Source organism: Taylorella equigenitalis ATCC 35865, from assembly GCF_000276685.1.
Classification (GTDB): domain Bacteria; phylum Pseudomonadota; class Gammaproteobacteria; order Burkholderiales; family Burkholderiaceae_B; genus Taylorella; species Taylorella equigenitalis.
The window spans coordinates 240018-262753 of sequence record NC_018108.1; the positions used below are offsets into that span (position 1 = coordinate 240018).

Here is a 22736-nt window from a genome sequence, read left to right on the forward strand (position 1 = left end):
GAGGCTTGAATGATTACACAAAAAAATAAAGAATTTGTGCAGGATTTAGCAAGTAATCTTGAGAGCACCGAGTTCGTCAAAGGGCGTAGTTTATGGCAGGATGCACGACGTCGCTTCTTTAGAAATAGGGCCGCTCTTATCAGTCTTGTTATCTTAGTTTTAATAACCTGTTTTGTGATTTTCGCACCCATGCTTATCCCTTTTGATTATGCGGATACGGATTGGGCGATGATGAGCATGGCTCCTGATTTTGAGTCGAAGCATTATTTTGGTACCGATTCTTCTGGACGAGATTTATTAGTTCGTGTTGCGGTCGGCGGTCGTATTTCATTGATGGTTGGCGTAGCTGGTGCACTTATTGCGGTTATTGTCGGTACGCTTTACGGAGCGATTGCAGGGTTTGTGGGGGGTATCGTAGATAGCCTAATGATGCGTTTCTTGGAGATTCTGTACTCATTCCCATTCATGTTTTTTGTGATTTTGCTCGTCACGTTCTTCGGGCAAAATATCTTGCTCATATTTGTGGCAATAGGTATGGTCTCCTGGCTCGATATGGCTCGTATTGTTCGTGGTCAAACATTAAGCCTTAAGAAAAAGGAATTTATCGAGGCTGCAATTGTAAGTGGTGTAAGTAAGCGAAAAATTATTTGGAACCATATTGTGCCAAATGTTCTCGGCGTCGTAGTAGTCTACGCATCGTTGCTTGTGCCATCTATGATTTTATTTGAGTCATTTTTGAGTTTCTTGGGTCTGGGTACTCAAGAGCCACTAAGTAGTTGGGGTGCACTTCTAAACGATGGGGCGATATCAATGGAGGTCTCTCCATGGTTGCTTATATTTCCATCCATTTTTATAGTTGTGACCCTTTTTTGTTTTAACTTTATTGGGGATGGTCTACGTGACGCCCTCGATCCAAAAGATAGGTAGGGGCATGGATACAAATAATAAAGCTCCACTTTTAGATGTAAGTAATCTTAAGGTTTCATTTAAAACACCAGATGGTTTGGTTACGGCTGTGCGTAATTTGTCATTTGAATTGAAGCATGGTCACACTCTTGGAATTGTTGGAGAATCTGGTTCTGGAAAATCGCAAACTGCATTTGCAATCATGGGTCTTTTAGCTCATAACGGCATAGTTTCTGGTTCGATTAAATTTGAAGGACAGGAACTTCTGCATAAATCGATAAAAGAGATAAATAAATTAAGGGCAGAGAAAATCGCTATGATTTTCCAAGATCCTATGACGTCCCTAAATCCCTTTATGAAAGTAGGGGATCAACTTATGGAAGTACTTAAATTGCATAAGGGGATGAACAGTAAGTCAGCATTTGAAGACAGTGTACGTATGCTTGATGCTGTAAAGATGCCCGAAGCACGTAAACGTATGTCCATGTACCCACATGAATTTTCAGGTGGTATGAGGCAACGAGTTATGATTGCCATGGCACTTTTATGCAAACCAAAATTAATTATTGCCGATGAGCCTACTACGGCTTTAGATGTTACCGTGCAAGCCCAGATAATGCAGCTTCTAAATGAACTCAAATCAGAATTCAACACCTCTATAGTATTGATCACCCATGATTTAGGAGTTGTCGCTGGTATCTGCGATGATGTGCTTGTTATGTATGGTGGACAGCTTATGGAGTATGCGACTACAAATGACATTTTTTATGATCCCACTCATCCTTATACAACTGGCCTCATAGGTGCCGTGCCTCGATTAGACACTCAGGAAGATGAATTGGTTACGATTCCAGGTAATCCTCCTAATCTTCTGAATCTGCCAGCTGGCTGTCCTTTTCAGCCTCGATGTAAGTATGCGATGGAACATTGCCACCAGGAACCAGTAATTGAAAGTTTTGATGCTGGTCGTAGAAGGGCTTGTTTTGTGCCTGTGGAAGAATTCCGTGTTTTGAGCAGGAGTGAATATGAACAATAAACCAATTCTGCTCGATGTTAAAAATCTATCCGTAAGTTTTAAAGTTAAGGATAAAAAGGCATTTATCTGGGAGAAACCGCATCTTCTAAAAGCTGTAAATGATGTTAGTTTTCAGCTCTATGAGGGAGAAACGCTTGGTGTCGTGGGCGAATCAGGATGTGGAAAGTCGACTCTTGCGAGGGCGATTATCGGTCTGGTAGAGGCTTCAAATGGCTCGATTACCTACCTTGGTCGTAATATCCTCGCCCAGTCCGAATATGGTTGGCATGAAACTCGTAAATCAATGCAGATGATTTTCCAAGACCCGCTTGCCTCGCTAAATCCACGCATGACGGTGGGTGACATTATTGCCGAGCCTTTGAAAGTGGTCGAGCCTGGCTTGGGGTCCAAACGGGTTAAGGAGTGTGTTCAAAATATGATGCGCAAAGTGGGGTTATTGCCAAACTTAATCAATCGCTATCCGCACGAGTTTTCAGGTGGTCAATGCCAACGTATCGGGATCGCCCGTGCATTAATTGTTAATCCTAAGATGCTAATTTGCGATGAGCCCGTATCCGCATTGGATGTATCGATTCAAGCACAAGTTATAAATTTGCTTAAATCTCTTCAGCACGAAATGGGGCTTTCCTTGATTTTTATCGCTCACGATTTGTCGGTCGTAAGGCATATTTCTGATCGTGTTTTAGTTATGTATTTGGGCAATGCAGTCGAGCTCGGCGATTACGAGCCAGTGTACATGCAGACAAAGCATCCTTACACTAAAGCATTGATGTCTGCCGTTCCTATACCGAATCCTAAGTTAGAACGCTCGAAAAAGATACAGATACTTGAGGGCGATCTACCTTCTCCAATCAATCCTCCATCGGGATGTGTGTTTAGGACACGTTGTCCCATCGCAGACAGTACGTGTGCACAAATTAAGCCTGAGTTAGCGGGTGACGATACCCATAAAGTTGCTTGTCTGAAAGCCTAGATTTGCTACTGTATTAGAAAAACTGCGACTGATCAAAGGGGTCCTCTGAATTTGTGGGGTCCCCGTTTTTGTTTGCTTGTTTATTTTTATTAAAGTCATTTCCTTTAAACGGGTTTGCAATCTTCGTATAGTCGGTTTTTTCCTTAACTTTAGGTCGAGAAGATATTAAGGTGTCATGGCTTGGAAATGTAGTCACATCACTAGAGGAAACAGTAGATTGAGGATTGGGTTTGGGGTTATAGCTTTTATTGTGTTGTGTGACATTCTTTTTAAATAAAGCAATGTCACCTTCTTTATCTTTTCCTAATTCGACTTCTCCAGAGAGAATAGATTTAACTAAACCCTTTTTTTTGGTAAAAAAGTAAAGAACTGCAACCCAAATAGCAATATTAATTATTGTACTAATCATAAATAAACCCCCTTAATTGTTATGTATAAGTATATATACTTTGGGAAAAATTAACATCAACTTGTAATTGAGTTGCTGGGTATGTTCAATTTGGCATGAGGCTTAGAAAGATGATTAGAACGAGTGGTAGGAGTAGGAAAAGTAGGATAATTTTATCCATCCTAATTTGATTTAGTTAAATTAGACTTTTAATATAGATTTAATTTATTTTGAATATGTAGGGATATGTGGGAATCATGTTTTTCTTTAACAAATTGGAGAGAAATCAAAAGGATGGGTAGCGAGCTATTTTGATTTAATCTCTGTGCCATCATTAATAGCTTTTTTTCTTGACTTGTTTGGTTTTACTCAATTATCAAAAATAGAATTAATCGCTTCACTAATTGTGTTTGTGGTATTATTTTCATGTTCTTTGTTGCTTATGAGGCTAGAATGGCGGGAGCAATAGGTTTGTTTACTTTGGCAATTGTGGCTGTTCTTATTACGGCATATGTAATTGTGGCTGATAAGTGGGGCAAGTAATTCCTTTTTTGAAAATAATCGTTAAAAATCCCGTTCTTATGAGCGGATTTTTTATGGGGCAAAGGTATATGTAATGTAATTCTATTTGTTCAAGATAGACTTAAAGATTTTGATAGCATCATAAGTAAATAGAACTACACATAGTGATGCCAGTGCATGTATAAAAGCATAGACCGAGTTATAAACAAATCTATATGCAGGATATGAATCATGCATGCCCAAGGATACCAAGAAATCTCTAAATGCATGATGTTGAGCATCGCTGAAGTTATATAAGGGAACAAAGCAAAGTAGTAATACAAATACAACTATAAACAGCAAGCTATAAATTGCTAATTTTTTAAAATTTATTTTCTTTTTTATTGTTGTTAGTATTGACTCAGTATTTTCGTTCTTAGTTCTGCGGTAAAGCCAAACTACAAAATAAGCCACGGATAGTATTAATAGGGTAAGTATGCAGTGGTAACTTATGAATAACGCATCAAAAATTTCATAGTAAGAAAGTGTATCATCTGGGTAGCCTAAAGTTATAAGGAATTCAGAAAAATTGAAATGGGTCTTAGTGTTAAAAGGCAATAAATTAAACCCGTATACTAGTGTGAAATAAATGATAAAGAATAAGATGATAATGAGCGTTTTTTTGAAAATCTCAGAAACTTGATTCTTTTTTATCATTAACAATAATCTCTTCGAGCGATGATACTTATAAATGGTTAACATAATTTTGAACCTGAATCATTGCAAGTTCAAGAAAATTCAAGTCATGATTAATCGCCATAAAAAACCCCGCTCAATAGGAACGGGGAATTCTACAATTTCGAATAGTCGAAAATATTTTAATTTTTAGTCGATTCAACAACTGAAACTGTATGTTTATTAAGTGCACCGCGGTGAGAAAATTTAACTACACCGTCTTTTAGGGCGTAAAGTGTGTGATCTTTGCCCATGCCTACATTTTCTCCTGCATGAACACGAGTACCACGTTGACGTACGATGATAGAACCAGCATTAATAGCTTGATCACCGTAAACTTTAACGCCTAGGCGCTTCGACTCGGAGTCGCGACCGTTGCGGGTGGAACCGCCACCTTTTTTCTGTGCCATGTGTACTTCTCCTTAAGCGATAGATTCGATTAGAATCTCAGTGAAATTTTGACGGTGGCCTTGGCGCTTTTGATAGTGCTTACGACGACGCATCTTAAAAATACGAACTTTATCATGACGACCGTGTGAAAGAACCTTAGCCTTAACCACAGCACCATCAACAAAAGGAGTACCCACTTTAAGCGAGTCGCCTTCACCTACTGATAAAACTTGGTCTAGGGAGATTACTTCATCGATGTCTGCAGGTATCTGTTCTACCTTAATTTTTTCGCCTTCAGCAACACGATACTGTTTGCCTCCAGTTTTTATGACCGCATACATTTGAATAATCCTATAAATTATTTAGAAAAACGATTATTTTAATGGATGGGCTTTTATATGTCAATCCAAATAAAACGTAAGCCTCTGATTTACAACAAAAAAGGCTAGGGTTGCTATTCTGCATCTAAATAGCTAACACAAATCAGTGACAACCACACTCCACGGCTTTATCTCCGATTGAGTGCTTAATAAAAGCGTCAAGCAATGCTGCATGATAATCGGGTAATAATTTATATAGCCCGGCCAACTTCACTAGATACTCATCATCGCGTTCACGCATGTCGTCACTCCAGAAACTATTTGGGTAGCGCAAATCCCAAGAAAATCTAGGAATAACATGCCAGTGAAGGTGGGGGACTACATTGCCAAATTGAGCCATGTTTACTTTAACGGCTTTGAGTAGGTTGCGTTGGACACCCTCAATTAAATAAATAATATCCATAAGGTATTGACGATCTGCAATGCACAAATCCGTCATTTCTTTAGAATGATCCTCCCAAATAACGCGCGTATACATAGGAAAATCGGGATCGTTTGCGTTAATCACACGAAGCTTAGAATCGCGATAAATAAACGTGCCACCCAAAGCCTGACAGAATTCGCATGTTTCTGTATCAGTTGCAAGGTTATGGTTGCATGGACTACATGTATCGTGTAAGTGGTTGTGGTCGGTCATGTAAAACTCTCTTGAAATTTATATCTCTCTTGAACTTTCGGAATTAACTCTATTGTGCATTTCGGCAATGACTTGTCTATAGTCTGAAGCTCCAAAAATAGCCGATCCTGCAACAAAAGTGTCTGCTCCAGCTGCGTGGATTTGGGCAATATTTTCTACTTTCACGCCCCCGTCGACTTCTAGAAATATGCCTCGTCCAGTTTTCTCTCTGTAAGCATCGATACGGGCACGAGTATCAGATAATTTCTTGAGAGCACTTGGTAAGAATGACTGCCCACCAAATCCAGGATTAACAGACATCAAAAGTACTACGTCTAGTTTATCCATAACGTAATTCATGTATTCAAGTGGAGTTGCAGGGTTAAAAACAAGTCCTGCAGAACAACCGTGATCTCGTATAAGGCTAAGTGTGCGATCAATGTGGTGTGATGCCTCGGGGTGAAATGTAATTACGTCGGCCCCAGCCTTTGCGAACATGGGGATAAGGGCATCTACAGGTTCTACCATCAAATGAACATCGATTGGGGTGGTTTTAGCATAGGGTTTAATCGCCTCACACACCATGGGACCGATAGTCAAATTTGGAACGAAATGATTATCCATAACATCGAAATGTATCCAGTCAGCCCCAGCTTGAATAACGTCCTCTATTTCCTCTCCGAGACGTGCGAAGTCTGCTGAAAGAATACTGGGGGCAATGCGAATGCAACTAGCCTCCTCAATGTTATACTCAATGATTGACATTTATGACCCCTATTTTTTGCACTTATTTTATCGCAGCACGACTGATTAATGAAAAAATATTTAATATCTGGAATCGCTTTATTGCTTGCATCATGTGCTGGCACTGGCAACTTAGGATCAGATAGCAGAACTGATCAATCCGAAACTCAAGTTTATGACTTAAGGGCACCTTTGAAAGTGCCTGATATTGCCACCCTAAAGGAAACATCGGCTCGTAAGCTGGTTGCAAAATATGTTAAATCTGAGTGGTCTAAACTGCCAGGTTGGGCTGATGATGACGCTCAGGAATTGTGGCTTGGTATGTATAACAATTGTCGTGGGCTTATGAGGCCCGTATCGGGATCATTGACGATTCCAGCTCGAGCTACTCCTCGTGCATGGCATTCTGTTTGTTCAAAAGTTGCAACCATGGGTCCAGCTGTTGATGGTCAGGTTGCGAAAAAATTTATTCAAACTGAATTGCAGCCGTGGGCTGTGTTTACATCGAAAAATACTTCTAAGGGTACGGTTACTGGTTATTATGAGCCTGTAGTAAAAGGTTCACGTGTCTATGGAGGATCTTATCAGTGGCCGATGTATTCCGTTCCGTCAGATTTAATTACGGTTGATTTAGGAAGTGTATATCCTGAATTAACTGGTAAGCGAGTTCGCGGTAAGATTAAGGGTTCTAAATTAGTACCGTATGATACTAGGGAGCAATTTACGTCTAGGAATTCTAAGGATCAGTCGAAAGTCATTGTCTACTTAGATGATCCAGTTGAAGCTTTTTTTCTTCAGGTGCAAGGGTCTGGGAGGGTTTTATTGCCAGATGGAAAATCTTTGCGGTTAGCTTATGCTGATCATAATGGTCGCCCTTACTCGTCTATTGGAAAGTGGCTTGCGGATAAGGGTGAGTTGCCTATTTCAAAGGCTTCTATGCAAAATATAAAAGCATGGGCCGCACATAATCCATCACGTATTCCTGAGATGCTTAATAGCAATCAGGCATTAGTGTTCTTTAGGGAGGAGCCTATATCTGATGCGATTGTTGGACCTAAGGGTGCATATGGTATACCGTTGATTGCAAAGAGGGCGATTGCCGTTGATCCGACTGTTGTGCCTCTCGGTTCTCCTGTTTATCTATCTACGACTATGCCTGCGAGCAAATCTGCACTTCGACGTGTAGTGTTTGCACAGGATACGGGAGCTGCGATTAAGGGTATAGCTCGTGCGGATTTTTACTGGGGTAGTGGTCCTGAGGCAGGTCAGCTTGCAGGACGTATGAAGCAAGATGGGTTTATGTGGATTTTGTGGCCAAAAAATTCTGGTCAACCTTCAGCTAGATGAATAATGAGGTGAAAGTGAAATTTGAATTAAATAAATTATGTGGTGGTCTCGTGTTGGCATTTACTGCTGTGACTGCTTGTGTCGTGTCATCTGTGGTTGTGTCGGCAGATGTGGTGGCTCAGACTGCCAGTTCCGTTTCTCAAACTACAGAAAAGACTAAAGTTCCTACAACTGTTGAATCTAAATCTGCAGGGATGAAGGCGGGGGCATTGCCACAAGATAAAGTGGACAATATTAAATCCAATATCGAGAAGACTTTTCAAGTTAAGGTTTTAAGCGTAAATCCGACTCCTTTTGCGGATTTGTACGAAGTATTGACGGATGAGACGATAATCTATACAAATGCGGATCATAATTATATTTTGGCAGGGCATCTTATCGACGCTAAGTCGACAGTTGATCTGACGGACAAGCGTGTTAAAGAGCAGTCAGCTAAGGCATTTGCAAGCCTGCCAGTGGAGGGGGCTGTTAAGCGCGTGAAAGGAAAAGGTACGCGTAAACTTGTGACTTTTGAGGACCCGAATTGCCCATATTGCAAGGCTTTATATAAGGAGCTTGAGCAGATGGATGATGTCACTATTTATACTTTCTTAGTGCCCTTATTAGCAAAGGATTCTGTGACTAAGGTGCGGGACATTATGTGTTCATCGAACCCAACTCTTTCATGGCACGAGTGGGTTACAGACGGCAAGAAGCCACAATCTCAGGCTAATAAAAGTTGTTCTGAGCCAAACCCTAAAACATTTCAGCTTGCTAGAAGCGTTAATGTGCAGGGGGTGCCAGTGATTTTATTTCCTAATGGAGAACGAAGAAACGGTTTTGTTCGTTTAGCGGATATTGAAAAAATTATTTCTTCTAAGTAAAAAAAAGGGAGGTCCAAGCCTCCCTTTTTTATGAATTTTTAAGTGTGTCTTCTAAAGTTTTAATGAAGTCTTCGTGATTGTATTTGCCAGCAAAAGACTTAACTACCTCACCTTTGCGATCAAGCAAAAACATGACAGGCGTAAATCTCACACCACCATATGATTTGGCTAATGAGCCATCCTGATCATATGCAACTTTAAATGGAAGCTTTCTGTCAGATGCAAAATTTTTAATGGCATCCAAATTATCATATTTCATAGCAACTGCAACGACCTCAAATCCTTGTGGAGAGTACTTTTCATAATACTTAATATCATCAGGCATTTGAGCAACGCAAGTTGTGCAGGTAGTAGCCCAAAACTTTATAAGGGAAACTTTACCTTTTAAGTCGGAATGAGTAATTTTCTCTCCCGAAATAAGCGAATAATCCATATTTGCTTGTTCGCTAGTATCACCGCGGAAAACAAAATAAACCCCCGCAACTAGCATCAACACTAAGGTAACAGCAGGAAGTAAATACTTATTCATACAAACCCCCTCAATTCACAGGAAATGTTTGAACACCATTTGATGGTGGTTTAGAAGGTGCAGGTTGAGCTACACCAGTAGCAGGAGATTGAATCATAGGACCACTGTAAGAACTATTTTGTATATGGTTGTAAGCAGGCGATGTAGTTTTATTAGTCGGATCGATGATATCAAATACCTTAACTACACGCTTAACCCCTCTAATCCTAGAAGCTGCATTTGCTGCTTTATCGGCTTCTTCTGGAGTTACTTCACCCATCAAATATACAACGCCTTGAGATGTCGTGATGGCAATAGGTCTAGATGGTACATTTTCCGATAATGTCAGCTCACTACGTACTTTAGAAGTGATCCATGAATCGTTAGTCCTAGATTTAAATGATGACTTAGGACCGACCACAAGTTCATTTACTATATATTTAACATCTTTGGATAACTTAGCCGCCTCAGTTACACGAGCTTTTTCTTCGGCAGTTGCAACCTCACCCGTAATAAGTGCCCTTTGGTTAAAAGCACTAACGTTAATTCTTGAGGTGTCAGGATTTACTACTTTTTTAGCTTCATTTCCTACTGTAATATCAATAGTCTTATCCGTCAATTGCATGCCAGTAGTACGTCTATCTGTGGCAACGACAGCCGTAACAACAGCGGCTGTACCAACTACGATAGGCACACAAGCAGAAAATGTGCTTGCGGCTAAAGCCGAAAGTAGTGCTGTTTTATAAAATTTCATAATCAGTCTCCCATATAAAGAGCATCAAAACCGTCACATAAAATATGAAGAAGTAGAATATGTACCTCTTGAATCCTCATGGTACGAGAACTTGGTACACAAAGTTCAACATCATCATTAGTAAGAATTTTTCTGATTTCCCCACCATCACGACCAGTTAAAGCAATAACAGGCATCTGCTTTTCGTGTGCAGCTCGGATAGCCTCCACAACATTAGGAGAATTTCCGCTTGTGCTTATGCCGACTAATACATCAGACTGAACTCCAAGGGCTGAAACCTGTCTGGCAAATACGTCCTCATATCCATAATCATTGGATACTGCAGTTAATATAGATGTGTCGGAAGTTAGGGAAAATGCTGGAAATCCAATTCTCTCACGCTCGAATCGTCCCACCAATTCAGCTACAAAATGCTGTGCATCGGCTGCAGATCCACCATTTCCGCATGCGAGAACTTTATGGCCCGATAAGATGCATGAGCTCATAATATTTATAGCTTTTTCAAGTGGCACACTTAAAGTTTGTAGACTGTCAATATGAGCCTTAAAACTCTCATCAAAGTGTGATTTTATGCGTGTTTGGAAATCCATAGTGATTTATTTTGCCAAATTTTCCTCTTAATCTGAAATTATAGTTTATTAAATTTATTGCAATATGTTTTTAATCCAATCTATATTTTCTGTCCCTTCAACCCCATCAAAATACACTACATCAAAGCGGATCTGATAGTTTTTGACCTGAGGATATTTACTTTTTATTATTGGCAATAAATGCATTGCCGTCATCTTAAACCGTTTAATTTTTCTAAAGTTTATGGACTCGAGACCATTGCCAAAATCAGCTTTTTTGCGATATCGCACTTCAATAAAAACAAGTTCGTGTCCGTCAACCATAATCAGGTCTATTTCTCCGACTTTGCATCTTAGATTTTGATTTAGTAACTCTAACCCCTGTGATTCTAGGTGTAATCGAGCTTTTGTTTCGTAGATTTGCCCAATTTTTTGTGTTGGAGAATTGAGTTGAAGTTTTGTTATTGTTTGTGTGTTGTTCATTACGTGCGAAAATAAAAGAAAATTATATTTTGCCCTTTCAAAACATCATGTCAAAGCCAGTAGGACAATTTTGTCCACCACAAATGCTAGATAATTTAAACCATCAGACTTGGCCACAACCCGCACTATACGTGGTTTCTACGCCTATAGGAAATTTAGCAGATATAAGTTATAGAGCTGTGTTCGCATTGCAACTATGTGATGTGATTGCCTGTGAGGATACGAGGACAGCTAAACTGCTTCTTAACCAATTACAAATCGAATATAAGCAATTAGTGGCTTTGCATAAATTTAATGAGTCTGAATCCGTAGGGCATATAGCTAATTTATTAGATGAAGAAAAAAGAGTGGCTTTGATATCGGATGCAGGATCGCCAGCTATTTCCGATCCTGGAAGTGTGCTAGTGGAACAGTTGATAGGCAGAGGGTATCGGGTGATTCCAGTGCCTGGGGCCTCTGCTGTTATTGCGGCAGTGATGGCCTCTGGTGTAAGACCAAGATTAGGGGAACTGAACGGGTTTGTGTTTCTTGGCTTTCTTCCGCCTAAAAGTGGGGAGAGGAGGGCGTTTATTGTGGGTGAGCTAGAGCATTGCCAAAGACCTGCAGTTTTATTTGAAGCTCCGCATAGGATTGTGGATGCAATAGCGGATTTAAGGGCTGTTTTAGGAGATATCCGAACTGTCACTATCTGCAGGGAGTTGACTAAAAAATTTGAGTCGATTTATACAGGAAGTTTAGAGGAAGTTTCTGATTGGATTAATGGCGATTCGAATAATCAAAAGGGTGAATTTGTTTTAATCGTGCATCCCTCCGAAGTTGTAGAAGGTGATGAAGTGGATACGCAAAAGCTTTTAAGTTTGCTACTTAAAAAAGGCGTGTCTCTTAAGGATTCAGTTTCGATTGTGCAGGAGTATGCATTGAAATCTAAAAAAGAAATCTACGATCTGGCTTTAAAAATAAAAGAAGATTTGTCAAATTAGAAATCAGATTTAAAACCAACTAGTTCAATCTTAACTTTGTCCGTACCCTTTTTATGAATGCCTAGCTGCTTAGCGGCTTCATAAGATAAGTCTATTATGCGATTGTTATGAAATGGTCCGCGATCGTTAATATACACGATCACGCTTTTGCCTGTAGTTTCACTAGTAACTTTAACGATACTGTTAAAAGGTAGTTCTTTGTGAGCTGCAGTTAGGGCATTTTGGTTGTACTTCTGACCGTTTGCTGTAAGGCGTCCATGAAAGCCAGGGCCGTACCATGAGGCAGTACCAGTTTGAGAGAATTCTTTTATTTTTGTGTATGGACGATAAACTTTACCTGCAACCTTGTAAGCTTTTCCTTTTTGAGCTTGTGAGTCATGATAGAAATGAGGAGTCTCTGCATGAACAGATGCACCTACAGTTAAACATAGCCCGATAACAAGTTTTGGAAAATGAGCAATAAAGTTCATAAATATCCGTAAAAATCAGAGTCTAGCAAAATGAGCCAAGGCCCTATGTCTCACACGAAGTGGCTTGTGATGACTAAATTTCTCAGCAAGTTTTTCAGCTATATACACAGATCTATGCTGACCACCCGTGCACCCTATGGCAATAGTTAAGTAGCTACGAGTATCTTGCATATAACTAGGTAGCCACTTACTAACAAATCTTTCTATATCAGATATCATCTCTAAAACTTCAGATTTGCTATTAAGCCATTCCGCAACTTCGATATCTAAACCAGTTAATTTCTTTAGTTGAGCATCGTAGTAGGGATTAGGTAGACATCTTACATCAAAAACTAGGTCTGCACTACTTGGGACTCCGTATTTGTAACCAAAGGATTCAAATGTAATTAGGGTTTCACCCTGTCTCGTATCTATTGATTCCCTAATCCAAATGCGCAATTCACTAGGTTTTAATAATGAAGTATCAATGACTTGCTCGGTCTCTTTAATGGAACTTAATAAGTTCCTTTCATAGGCAATGCACTCCTCCAAAGAGGGTGTATGGTTTGTCTCATTTTTGATACGTGAAGTGAGTGGGTGGACTCTTCTAGTTTCAGAAAATCTATGCATTAATACATCATCTGCGGCGTCCAAATATATGACCTTGATGTGATAGCCATTTTCACGAAGATTATTAATTGTGGCTGGTAAGTGATGTATGTCATTGTGACTGCGAGCATCCACTGCGGCTGCTAAGAAATCTTCACCTTTATAGCTTGAATCATCTATAAAGCTTTTAACTAAGGAAACAGGTAGATTATCAACGCAGTAATATCCTGCGTCCTCTAGCTGCTTGATAGCAACTGATTTACCTGACCCAGAGATTCCAGTAACTATCACTACAGATTTCATCGAGGGCCCCTATATCTTGGAATTCTTAAGAATAGCTTCTGATTGTTTCTTCATAAAGTCACTAAGCGTATCTATGCCTCTTATTTTAAGAACCATATTTCTTACAGCAGCCTCTACAAGAACAGCGAGATTTCGACCAGCAGCTACCTGCAATGTGACTTTTTTTATGGGCATACCTAAAATTTCTTCTGATTGATCCTGCATCGGCAATCTTTCGAAAAATTCTGTATTTGCTCTCACAAGATTAACGATTAGTTTTAGGCTCATCTTACGCCTAACGGCAGTTTCTCCGAAAATAGTCCTAATATCCAAAAGTCCTAGCCCGCGAACCTCAAGAAGGTTTCTTAGTAGCTCGGGGCAACGACCTTCGATGTAATTCGGATACGTGCGAGCAAATTCAACTGCATCATCGGCTACAAGCCCATGACCACGTGAAATTAATTCTAAAGCTAGTTCACTTTTGCCTAATCCCGATTCACCTGTTATTAGAACGCCAACACCTAATACATCCAGGAAAACACCATGAACAGTTGTTTTGGGTGCAAACCTTCTAGTTAGATAAACTCGAAGCACGTCAATAATACGTGACGCATCTACAGGGGAAGTTAGAAGAGGGACCTTATTGATTTCGCAAAATTCAATAATAGACCGTGGAGGAGGAATGTCCTCTGCGATTATGATTGCTGGGACTTGACCTTCTTTTAGGGTTGTGAGGTAATGCTCTGTTTGTTGATTATCTAATTTAAGAAAAAAATCAATCTCAACGACACCAAAAACTTGAACCCTTTGAGGGTGCATGATATTTAAGTGTCCAATTAAATCAGCAGCTGTAGTATTGGATTCTTCAGAAGAAGACAACATGCGACCGCCATATAAGTCGCTTAGATACCAATTAAACTTTAAAGTATCACTATTGTCATCTACTAAAACTTTAATACTAAGCATCGCTCTCGTCTTGGGTTAGTATGTTGTAGATCTCTTCTGGAGATTCTACGGAAAATAAATTTTTTCTAGTCTCTTCGTTAGATAGTTTTTTTGCAATGGTGGCTAGTAAATCTAGATGCTCTTGGGTGGCAGACTCTGGTACTAGAAGACAGACTAGCAACCGCACATTTTCGCTATCAGGTGCATCAAAGGCAATCGGCGTTTCTAGTCGAAGAACTGCTATATGAGTCTCTTCTAGTTTAGGGATGCGTCCATGCGGGATGGCTACACCATGGCCTAAAGCCGTTGATCCAAGGCGCTCTCTAGCAAATAGGCTATCGAAAACTGTCGCCCTGGCAATGCCATATTGATCTTCAAAAATTTGAGCAACTTGTTCGAAGGCTCTTTTTTTGCTAGATGCTTGAACATTAAGAAGAATATTTTCAACGGACAAGTTAGCTTTAATCTGGTTCATAATAGTTACTCTACATGCGGAAATTTTCACCTAGATACACTTTGCGTACATCTGGGTCTTGAATTATCTCTTCAGGTGTGCCACTTGTAAGCACAGTTCCGTCTGAGATTATATAAGCTCTATCGCAAATTCCTAAAGTTTCTCTAACATTGTGGTCGGTTATCAAAACCCCTATGTTTCTTTCTTTTAGGAAATTTACAATTCTCTGAATTTCTATAACAGCAATAGGATCCACCCCTGCAAATGGCTCATCCAATAAGATAAATCTAGGTTTTGTAGCTAGTGCACGTGCAATTTCAACTCTTCGTCTTTCACCTCCAGACAATGAAATTGCGGGACTTGTGCGGATATGTTGAATTTGTAGCTCATCGAGTAAATTATTAAGTTCCTCTTTAAGGTTTAATTTTCTACCTATTGCCTTATTGAAATACTGTTGGATCTCTAAAACTGCAAGTATATTTTGTTCTACTGTAAGCTTGCGAAAAATAGATGCCTCTTGTGGTAAATATGAAAGTCCAATCTTTGCCCTTTTGTGAATTGGCAATGTAGTAATATCCCTATCATCTATTTGAATAGCACCATAATCGGCAGGCACTAATCCCACGATAATATAAAAGCTTGTAGTTTTTCCTGCACCGTTAGGACCTAGCAAGCCAACTATTTCACCGCTATTAACTTCAAGGCTAACATTTTTTACAACGGATCTTTTGCCATAGTCTTTTCGTAGTCCAATGGCTTTAAGAGTACCATCAGAGTTAATTGGAATCATCTTTTATGTTTAGAGTAGAGGGCATGGGCTTGCTATTATACTTTTTTCTACATTCCTCCACGGCTTTATCTTCTTTTGAGCGAGGTTGAAGTACGGAACGTACACGATCTGTTTTAGAGCGATTGGCTCTGTAAGTGCTCTTAGCATTATCGAATATAATTTCCTCGCCTCTAATACTATCGACGACCGTACCGCATATGCTTCTAGTAATGACGGCATCGCCTCTTAAGAAAACTCTCTCGGTTTTGCCATCATAAATTGCGGTTTTGCTAGTGCCCTTAAGCAATTCGTATAAATCAAGTCGCTCATTATAAAGCTCAACCTTTTTATCTCCATTTACTATAGCTGTACCAGTTTGTGTGCCATCAGGTTTTTCAGAGACACGTAGTTCGTCAGCCAATAATTTCATGGAACCTCTTTGAAGAATTACATTACCCGAAAAAACAGTCGCCTTCGTATTATTGTTGTACTGTAATGAGTCTGAAAGAATTGTAGTCTTAGGTTCTTCTTCGTTTTTGTTCTGTTGGGATTTCATTAAATCACCAAGGCTTTGACCTTTGGCAATGCCAGCAAAGAGCAAGGTTGCAAAAACAAATTTATTAAATCTTAGTTTCATAAATTATCGTAATTCAGTTTTAAATCGTTTTTTATTCTCTGGAAGCCCTTTGTTTAGGTCATCTGGTGAAATCTCAACACCTGAATTATTCATAACATTAAGTAGTCCAGTATTATTATCAAACTTCATGCCTACACCTTTAAGTATAGACTCGCCGTGGTGCACAACCACCTCAGTTTTGGTTTCGATAATACCTGTTTTTGTATGGATTTCTAGTTTATCAGATTCGATTTTAATGTTTGGCTGTTTATCGGTTGCAGGGCGATTCACAACAGCATTGCCATCCAAAATAATAAGGTCCCCGTTTTCTAGGACTTGGGCTTTAGTTGCAGTTCCTATCGTTCTGGGGGTATCGATGTTTTGACCAATAAGATTAGGATTATCGATAATATAAAAATCACCTTGCGGGAAATGGTCAATTCTAGTACCTTTGAGACGATTAATAGCATTTCCTTTTTCGTCGGAGGTAATCATTTTAAAATTTCCAGTCCACGCATCTGGCTTATTTTTTTTAACTACGGCAGTATCTACGGTTATGGATTTTTTTGCGTATTCAGAAGCCCACCAAGTGGCAATGACCAACAATATCAAAAGTCCGAATGCCAATATGGTTGGGAATTTATCTTTCATACTATTGAAGATTTATTCGAGTTTTAAGGGACTGACTCAGCAACCCTTGAGCAGCTAAGATTATGTCTATAAATTCGCGGGCTGCCCCATGTCCTCCTTCTTTAGTGCTTATCCAGTGTGCAGCTTCTTTTATATATGTAGGAGCATGTGGCACACTTGCAGATAATCCAACTGATTTCAAAAGAGGATAGTCCAGTATGTCATCACCCATAAAAGCCACTTCCTTAAGTGTTAATTTATGCTCCTCTAAAATCGTAAGCATAATTTGGTATTTGTCACGTGCGTTCTGGTAAAGTCCATGGATGCCTAGTTCTTGGGCACGTTTTTCAACAATTGGACCGCCTCTGCCTGTAATCCAGACGACCTTAAAACCATTCTCCCTAAGCCTGTTAATTCCACCTCCATCCTGAGTATGGAATCTTTTCATAACTTCCCCATCCGACCCCAAATACAATGCACCATCAGTAAGCACACCATCAACATCAAATGCGACCAGTTTAATATCCAAAGCTTTAAGTCTTACTTGAACTGGAACTGAAGCTAAAACTTGTAATTCGCATGGTTGCTTAACTTTGTGCATATTTTCCTCTTTAAATTACTTTTGATCTAAGTAGGTCCTGCATGTGTAAGGCTCCTGCTAATTTACCCTGTTCATCTGTAACTAGCAGAAGATTAATAGAATATGTCTCCATTATGTTTAAAGCTTCAGTAGCCATCAAATCCTCAGAGATAGTTTTTGGAGACTTAGACATAACTTGAGACATAGTAAAAGAGCGCACATCTCCGTGTTTTTGAATCAGACGACGTAGATCCCCGTCAGTAAAAATACCTTTAGGTTTTTGAATATCGTCTATAGAGCAAGCCATACCAAGAGTTTTAGATGACATGGTTTTGAGGATTTGGTCCATAGTGGCATCTACACTTACTATAGGAAGGTCATGTAGAGGTCGCATAATGTCTGAAACTTTAGTTAGTAGTTTGCGACCCAAAGCACCTCCAGGGTGGGAGCGTGCAAAATCCTGATCACTAAATTGCATGGCTTTCAAGCATGCTATGGCAATAGCATCTCCCATAGCCATAGTTGCGGTTGTACTCGTGGTAGGTGCCAATCCCATAGGGCATGCCTCACGTTCAACTTTTACATTAAGTACTATATTTGAAATTTGTGCCAGTTCCGACTCAAGCCCTCCTGTGATTGCGATAATTTGAGCTCCAGACCTTTTAATAATAGGCAGAATCGTAGCAAATTCAGCACTCTGACCAGAATACGAAATGGCGATAACAATATCATCCTTAGTAATCATACCTAAATCGCCATGTATGGCTTCAGCAGCATGCACAAAATAAGCCGCAGTTCCGGTGGATGATAGTGTAGATGCAATTTTCCGAGCGACATGCCCAGACTTTCCTATGCCTGTAACTATAACTCTACCTTTGCGTGCAAGTATGAGTTCGACGGCGTCAATAAACTCATGCCCAATTTTGCTGGCAATGTTTTGTAACGCACTCGCTTCAATGTTAAATGTCGTCCTTGCGGACTCAAGATGATCTGTTGATTTCATTTGCATATTTTAACTTAGCTTATAATAATTAAGTTACAAATTTCCTCTCAAATCATGCAATACAACCCTATAGAAACAGTCAGAAAAAATATACGTACTATTCCCGATTGGCCTCAACCAGGCGTTAATTTTCGTGACATAACGCCCGTATTGCAAGATCCAAGATGTTTTCGCATGCTCATTGATATATTTATATCTCGATACATGAGTCAAAATTTAGATGTTGTCGCTGGGGTTGATGCCCGTGGATTTATTTTAGGTAGTGTCGTTGCCTACGAATTAAACCTAGGATTTGTTCCGATTAGAAAAAAAGGGAAATTGCCATTTAATACTCTAGGCGAAGACTATAACCTTGAGTATGGAAGTGCATCAGTAGAAATTCACACTGATGCCGTTCATGCTGGTCAAAGAGTGCTTTTAATGGATGATTTAATAGCTACAGGTGGGACACTACTTGCGGCTAGTAGGCTTTTGAAACGTCTCGGGGCAAATATAGTCGAAGCCTGTGCCATCATAGATCTCCCAGAATTGGGAGGTTCAAAGCTTATAGAGGAGTCAGGTACATCCGTATTTAGTCTTTACCAGTTTTAGTTATAAGAACATTTTATAAGCAGGGTTATCAGTTTCATTTACAAAACGATATCCCAAGGACTTTATAACCTCTTTAAATGCTTTTTTGCTATCAGGTGGAACCTGAATTCCGCAAAGCACGTGACCAAAGTCACCACCTGTATTTCTGTAGTGGAAGAGGCTTATGTTCCATTCAGGATTCATTGCCAAAAGGAAATTCATCAAGGCACCTGGTCTTTCTGGAAACTCAAATCGGTATAAAAGTTCATTTTCCGCAAGAGAGCTTTTACCGCCTACCATGTGACGAATGTGAGTTTTAGCCAAATCGTCGTTGCTCAAATCACGAACATCATAAAACTTACTGTCCAATTGAGCGTGAAGCTTTCTTATACCTTCTTGATCCGCAGTTTGTATACCTATAAAAACATGTGCCTGCTGTTTGTCTGAAATACGATAATTAAATTCTGTAACCTGACGGTTTCCTATCGCAGCACAAAGTTTTTTAAAGCTACCTTTGCGTTCAGGCATGGTTACAGAGAATAGTGCCTCAGTATAATCACCCACGGATGCACGCTCTGCCACAAATCTAAGCAGGTCAAAGTTCATATTAGCACCTGTGGTGATGGCAATTAATTTATCACCACTTAGACCATTATCGTGGGCATATTTTTTCGCTCCTGCAACTGACAATGCCCCTGCAGGCTCAACTACATTTCGCGTATCTAAAAAGACATCACGAATTGCAGAGCAAATTTCATCTGTATTTACGGTTACGTAGTCATCAACGTATTTTTGGCAAATTTCGAAAGTGTGCACACCAACTTGTTTAACGGCCGTGCCATCGGAAAATAGCCCTACATCTGAGAGTGTCACACGTTTACCCGCTTCAATGCTAGTTTTCATGGCGGCTGAGTCCTCTGTTTGAACTCCTATAACCTTGATATGCGGATATAGTGCTTTTATATATATGGCAATACCAGACACTAAACCACCTCCCCCTATAGGACAGAATATTGCTTTTATGTCAGGAGGAGTCTGACGCATAATTTCCATTGCAATAGTCCCTTGACCTGCAATGACATATTGGTCATCAAAAGGGTGAATAAATGTAAGATTCTGCTGCTTACAAAGGTGTTTGGCATGGGTCTGAGTTTCTGTGTAGGACTCACCGTGTAGCACAACTTCAGCACCTAAACGACGTACCGCATTAACTTTAACCGTAGGCGTAGATACTGGCATACAGATAATAGCCTTACAGCCAAGTTTTCTAGCCGAGAGGGCAACGCCCTGAGCATGATTACCCGCAGAAGACGTGATTACGCCACGCTCTAATTCCTTAGTAGATAGATGTGCCATTTTATTGTAGGCACCACGAATTTTGAAACTAAATACGTCCTGACTATCTTCGCGTTTAAAGAAAATTTCATTATTAATTCGTGCTGATAGTATAGGTGCAGGGTCTAAAGGAGTCTCCTCTGCGGCCTCATAAACCTTAGAGGTTAGTATAAGTTTCAAATAATCGTTTAACATTTGCTTTTAAACACGAAGGAAAACTTATAATTCTATTATATTTTCATCTTCGTTTTCGAAATTTTGGACTGGGAATATTAAGCTAAAGGTACTTCCTTGATTCAGTTTGGATTCAATTAGTAGCTTAGCTTGATGTCTAAGCGCTACGTGCTTAGTAATAGCCAAACCCAACCCTGTTCCACCAGATGCCCTAGAACGGCTTTTATCCACACGATAAAACCTTTCAGTAATGCGTGAAATATCAGTTGGAGAGATTCCAAGTCCAGAATCTTTTACGCTAAACACAGGGTTGTTTTTATCATTAAGCCCCCAGAAAACTTCAATAGAGCCACCTTCGGGAGTATAGCGAACAGCATTTGTAAGTATGTTAGTAAATGCTGATCCAAGCTCTGTTTGCTTACCTCTGATTGTTAGATTTTTATCTACATTCCAAGTGATTTTATGATGACCTCCAGAAAGCATTTCAATCGAACGTTTAGCCTGCTCAAGCAAGGCAGAAACTTTGACTTCTGGCTGAACTGAGTAATCTAATTTTGAAGATTCAAGCTCTGATAAAGCCAGTAAGTCGGTTATGATTGCCTGCATTCTATGAGCTTGTTCCTGCATTAATTCGTGGAAATGTTCCTTCTGCTCCGTTGTAAGTGAATCTGGAAGGCTTCCTAATGTTTCTAAAAATCCAATTAAAACGGTAAGAGGAGTTTTAAGTTCATGAGAAACATTAGCTACAAAATCCTGTTGCGTGGTTTTCATACGATCGAGGGCAGTATTATCAAAGCAAAGTACTAAGATACCCCCGTTATGATATTTAGTTAATTCGTATTTGAGATTGTATGTTTGCTCATTCTTATGAACATAAGTCAAATAGGGCTTAGTCCAGATGCCTGAGACAACGTATTTATAAAAGTCTGGTGATCTCAATATGTTAAATATGCTGGTGCCTATATCCCTTCGACTATCGATGCCTATTAGGTTAAAAGCATTTCTATTACACCACTGGATTGTATAGTCGCTATTTAAAATTATGACCCCTGCAGGAAAAGCATTAGCTGCTTCCATAATGTCCCTATTTAAGGACATTAGATTAGCTTTTTCGTGAGTTAGTTTTTTGAAATGCCTAAATAGTGGGCTAATAATAGGTTCAAGATAGCCCATATATATAGGGGGAGTTTTATCTAAATTATTAACCCAGTTTTTTATCTTATAGAGTTTTACACGATTTATGATATGGAAAATCATTATGGTGGCAAAGGCTATTGCCAACCCCCAATAGGAATGGTAGTAGTATTGAACTACCAGCCCAGCTATAAAGGATAAGATAATTGCAAAAATTGGTGGGAACATAACGGTCCCTTTAATCTAGTGAGAAGCAGGTATTCTTGTAGTGAATCGATAACCGCTTCCTCGAACGGTTTCAATAAGTTGATCATGACCGCTAGGTTCAAGTGCTTTACGCAAACGTCTAATATGCACATCAACAGTTCTTTCTTCTAGGAATACGTGATCGCCCCAAACGTGGTCTAAAAGCTGACCTCGGCTGAATACACGCTCAGCATGCGTCATAAAAAAATGAAGCATACGGAACTCGGTTGGTCCTAGTGATAAAAGTGTATTGTTTCCCGTGACACGGTGGGAGCCTGGGTCTAAGTGCAGACCAGCAATACTGATTTCATCATCGGTAAGTTGAGGTGCACGTCTTCTGAGGACGGCTTTGATGCGGGCTAAAAGCTCTTTAGGAGAGAAAGGCTTTGTGATATAGTCATCTGCACCGTTTTCCAAACCTTCAACTTTATCGTGTTCACTATTTTTAGCTGTCAGCATAATAATAGGGATGTCCTGAGTACGTTCATCGCTACGGAGAGATCTAGCAAGAGAAAGCCCAGAAGTAGTAGGCAACATCCAATCAAGCAAAATTAAGTCAGGAAGCTCCGCATCTATTAGGATTTTGGCTTGTTGTGCATCTAGAGCTCTGAGGACTTTGTGTCCAGCAAAAGTAAGGTTTACTGAAATAAGCTCTTGAATAGCTGGTTCATCTTCAACTACTAGTATAGTACTTGCCATAATACGGTAAAATTAAAAGGTTTAAATAAAGGGCTTGTTGACTGTAACTTTGTTACAATCATTCAATA

28 protein-coding genes are annotated in these 22736 nt (G+C 39.7%); 7 read left to right on the plus strand and 21 right to left on the minus strand.

Annotation, left to right across the window (positions count from 1 at the left end):
- The first annotated feature begins 9 nt into the window (after window positions 1-9).
- The 3 genes from oppC to oppF are packed head-to-tail and all read left to right on the plus strand — an operon-like array spanning window position 10 to window position 2915.
- Window positions 10-927, plus strand: coding sequence for an oligopeptide ABC transporter permease OppC (gene oppC / locus KUI_RS01135; RefSeq protein WP_013522002.1), 918 nt, complete (start codon window positions 10-12; stop codon window positions 925-927).
- A gap of 4 nt (window positions 928-931) precedes the next feature.
- Window positions 932-1942: an oligopeptide ABC transporter ATP-binding protein OppD gene (oppD, locus tag KUI_RS01140; protein ID WP_014840108.1), complete on the plus strand. Its 1011-nt coding sequence runs from the start codon at window positions 932-934 to the stop codon at window positions 1940-1942.
- Entirely contained in the window at window positions 1932-2915 is a 984-nt protein-coding gene (oppF, locus tag KUI_RS01145; protein ID WP_014840109.1) for a murein tripeptide/oligopeptide ABC transporter ATP binding protein OppF, read from the plus strand. Before oppD ends, oppF begins: the two co-directional genes overlap by 11 nt.
- A 13-nt stretch (window positions 2916-2928) precedes the next feature.
- On the opposite strand, the gene KUI_RS01150 is transcribed toward oppF, so the two are convergent.
- The 5 genes from KUI_RS01150 to rpe all read right to left on the minus strand — a co-directional run bounded on the left by KUI_RS01150 (window position 2929) and on the right by rpe (window position 6690).
- The gene (locus tag KUI_RS01150; RefSeq protein WP_013522005.1) at window positions 2929-3324 is read right to left on the minus strand and encodes a hypothetical protein; all 396 of its coding nucleotides are present in this window, start codon (window positions 3322-3324) and stop codon (window positions 2929-2931) included.
- 1358 nt (window positions 3325-4682) lie between these two features.
- A complete protein-coding gene (gene rpmA, locus KUI_RS01160; protein ID WP_013522010.1) occupies window positions 4683-4949 on the minus strand; it encodes a 50S ribosomal protein L27 in 267 nt (88 codons plus the stop codon).
- A 12-nt stretch (window positions 4950-4961) separates the two neighbouring features.
- Window positions 4962-5270: a 50S ribosomal protein L21 gene (rplU, locus tag KUI_RS01165; RefSeq protein WP_013522011.1), complete on the minus strand. Its 309-nt coding sequence runs from the start codon at window positions 5268-5270 to the stop codon at window positions 4962-4964.
- Between the two features lie 142 nt (window positions 5271-5412).
- The gene (locus KUI_RS01170) at window positions 5413-5946 is read right to left on the minus strand and encodes an HIT family protein (RefSeq protein ID WP_013522012.1); all 534 of its coding nucleotides are present in this window, start codon (window positions 5944-5946) and stop codon (window positions 5413-5415) included.
- Window positions 5947-5964: 18 nt separating this feature from the next.
- The gene (gene rpe, locus KUI_RS01175; RefSeq protein ID WP_013522013.1) at window positions 5965-6690 is read right to left on the minus strand and encodes a ribulose-phosphate 3-epimerase; all 726 of its coding nucleotides are present in this window, start codon (window positions 6688-6690) and stop codon (window positions 5965-5967) included.
- A 48-nt stretch (window positions 6691-6738) separates the two neighbouring features.
- On the opposite strand from rpe, the gene mltA reads away from it, so the two are divergent.
- Together mltA and KUI_RS01185 are read left to right on the plus strand one after the other, a co-directional pair.
- Window positions 6739-8016, plus strand: a complete 1278-nt coding sequence (gene mltA, locus KUI_RS01180; protein WP_013522014.1) for a murein transglycosylase A — start codon at window positions 6739-6741, stop codon at window positions 8014-8016.
- A gap of 14 nt (window positions 8017-8030) precedes the next feature.
- Entirely contained in the window at window positions 8031-8879 is an 849-nt protein-coding gene (locus tag KUI_RS01185) for a DsbC family protein (protein ID WP_225972102.1), read from the plus strand.
- A gap of 28 nt (window positions 8880-8907) precedes the next feature.
- On the opposite strand, the gene KUI_RS01190 is transcribed toward KUI_RS01185, so the two are convergent.
- From KUI_RS01190 to KUI_RS01205, 4 genes are read right to left on the minus strand one after another with little or no spacing between them, the layout of a single operon-like run.
- Entirely contained in the window at window positions 8908-9408 is a 501-nt protein-coding gene (locus KUI_RS01190) for a TlpA disulfide reductase family protein (protein ID WP_013522016.1), read from the minus strand.
- Between the two features lie 10 nt (window positions 9409-9418).
- Window positions 9419-10141, minus strand: coding sequence for a BON domain-containing protein (locus KUI_RS01195; protein ID WP_013522017.1), 723 nt, complete (start codon window positions 10139-10141; stop codon window positions 9419-9421).
- Window positions 10142-10143: 2 nt separating this feature from the next.
- Complete coding sequence (locus KUI_RS01200; RefSeq protein ID WP_013522018.1) at window positions 10144-10731, minus strand: phosphoheptose isomerase; 588 nt, start codon at window positions 10729-10731, stop codon at window positions 10144-10146.
- A 54-nt stretch (window positions 10732-10785) separates the two neighbouring features.
- The gene (locus KUI_RS01205) at window positions 10786-11193 is read right to left on the minus strand and encodes a YraN family protein (RefSeq protein ID WP_013522019.1); all 408 of its coding nucleotides are present in this window, start codon (window positions 11191-11193) and stop codon (window positions 10786-10788) included.
- A gap of 47 nt (window positions 11194-11240) precedes the next feature.
- Between KUI_RS01205 and rsmI the strand changes: the two genes are divergently transcribed.
- Entirely contained in the window at window positions 11241-12173 is a 933-nt protein-coding gene (gene rsmI, locus KUI_RS01210; RefSeq protein WP_013522020.1) for a 16S rRNA (cytidine(1402)-2'-O)-methyltransferase, read from the plus strand.
- Here rsmI and KUI_RS01215 read toward each other — a convergent pair.
- Genes KUI_RS01215 through KUI_RS01255 form a run of 9 tightly spaced genes read right to left on the minus strand, consistent with a single transcriptional unit; the run spans window position 12170 to window position 18516 of the window.
- The gene (locus KUI_RS01215) at window positions 12170-12643 is read right to left on the minus strand and encodes a septal ring lytic transglycosylase RlpA family protein (protein ID WP_013522021.1); all 474 of its coding nucleotides are present in this window, start codon (window positions 12641-12643) and stop codon (window positions 12170-12172) included. The genes rsmI and KUI_RS01215 overlap by 4 nt on opposite strands.
- 15 nt (window positions 12644-12658) lie before the next feature.
- A complete protein-coding gene (rapZ, locus tag KUI_RS01220) occupies window positions 12659-13534 on the minus strand; it encodes an RNase adapter RapZ (RefSeq protein ID WP_013522022.1) in 876 nt (291 codons plus the stop codon).
- A 9-nt stretch (window positions 13535-13543) separates the two neighbouring features.
- Window positions 13544-14479 carry an HPr(Ser) kinase/phosphatase gene (hprK, locus tag KUI_RS01225; RefSeq protein WP_013522023.1) on the minus strand — a complete coding sequence of 312 codons (936 nt, stop codon included), beginning with the start codon at window positions 14477-14479 and terminating at the stop codon, window positions 13544-13546.
- Complete coding sequence (ptsN, locus tag KUI_RS01230; RefSeq protein ID WP_013522024.1) at window positions 14472-14933, minus strand: PTS IIA-like nitrogen regulatory protein PtsN; 462 nt, start codon at window positions 14931-14933, stop codon at window positions 14472-14474. The genes hprK and ptsN overlap by 8 nt, the downstream gene beginning before the upstream one ends.
- 10 nt (window positions 14934-14943) lie before the next feature.
- Window positions 14944-15702 carry an LPS export ABC transporter ATP-binding protein gene (gene lptB, locus KUI_RS01235; protein WP_013522025.1) on the minus strand — a complete coding sequence of 253 codons (759 nt, stop codon included), beginning with the start codon at window positions 15700-15702 and terminating at the stop codon, window positions 14944-14946.
- Window positions 15689-16318: a lipopolysaccharide transport periplasmic protein LptA gene (lptA, locus tag KUI_RS01240; RefSeq protein WP_013522026.1), complete on the minus strand. Its 630-nt coding sequence runs from the start codon at window positions 16316-16318 to the stop codon at window positions 15689-15691. Before lptA ends, lptB begins: the two co-directional genes overlap by 14 nt.
- 3 nt (window positions 16319-16321) lie before the next feature.
- Entirely contained in the window at window positions 16322-16948 is a 627-nt protein-coding gene (gene lptC / locus KUI_RS01245; protein WP_013522027.1) for an LPS export ABC transporter periplasmic protein LptC, read from the minus strand.
- Between the two features lies 1 nt (window position 16949).
- Window positions 16950-17528 (minus strand): KdsC family phosphatase, encoded by a 579-nt coding sequence (locus KUI_RS01250; RefSeq protein ID WP_014840112.1) that lies wholly within the window; start codon window positions 17526-17528, stop codon window positions 16950-16952.
- A gap of 10 nt (window positions 17529-17538) precedes the next feature.
- Window positions 17539-18516 carry a KpsF/GutQ family sugar-phosphate isomerase gene (locus KUI_RS01255; RefSeq protein ID WP_014840113.1) on the minus strand — a complete coding sequence of 326 codons (978 nt, stop codon included), beginning with the start codon at window positions 18514-18516 and terminating at the stop codon, window positions 17539-17541.
- A gap of 48 nt (window positions 18517-18564) precedes the next feature.
- Here KUI_RS01255 and KUI_RS01260 point away from each other — a divergent pair, with 48 nt between their 5' ends.
- Window positions 18565-19101, plus strand: coding sequence for an adenine phosphoribosyltransferase (locus KUI_RS01260; RefSeq protein WP_014840114.1), 537 nt, complete (start codon window positions 18565-18567; stop codon window positions 19099-19101).
- Here KUI_RS01260 and ilvA read toward each other — a convergent pair whose 3' ends face one another.
- Genes ilvA through phoB form a run of 3 tightly spaced genes read right to left on the minus strand, consistent with a single transcriptional unit; the run spans window position 19102 to window position 22668 of the window.
- On the minus strand, window positions 19102-20610 hold the full coding sequence (ilvA, locus tag KUI_RS01265; RefSeq protein WP_013522031.1) for a threonine ammonia-lyase, biosynthetic: 1509 nt from the start codon (window positions 20608-20610) through the stop codon (window positions 19102-19104).
- A gap of 24 nt (window positions 20611-20634) precedes the next feature.
- The gene (gene phoR, locus KUI_RS01270) at window positions 20635-21951 is read right to left on the minus strand and encodes a phosphate regulon sensor histidine kinase PhoR (protein ID WP_013522032.1); all 1317 of its coding nucleotides are present in this window, start codon (window positions 21949-21951) and stop codon (window positions 20635-20637) included.
- A 15-nt stretch (window positions 21952-21966) separates the two neighbouring features.
- Window positions 21967-22668, minus strand: a complete 702-nt coding sequence (gene phoB / locus KUI_RS01275; RefSeq protein ID WP_013522033.1) for a phosphate regulon transcriptional regulator PhoB — start codon at window positions 22666-22668, stop codon at window positions 21967-21969.
- Window positions 22669-22736: the final 68 nt, after the last annotated feature.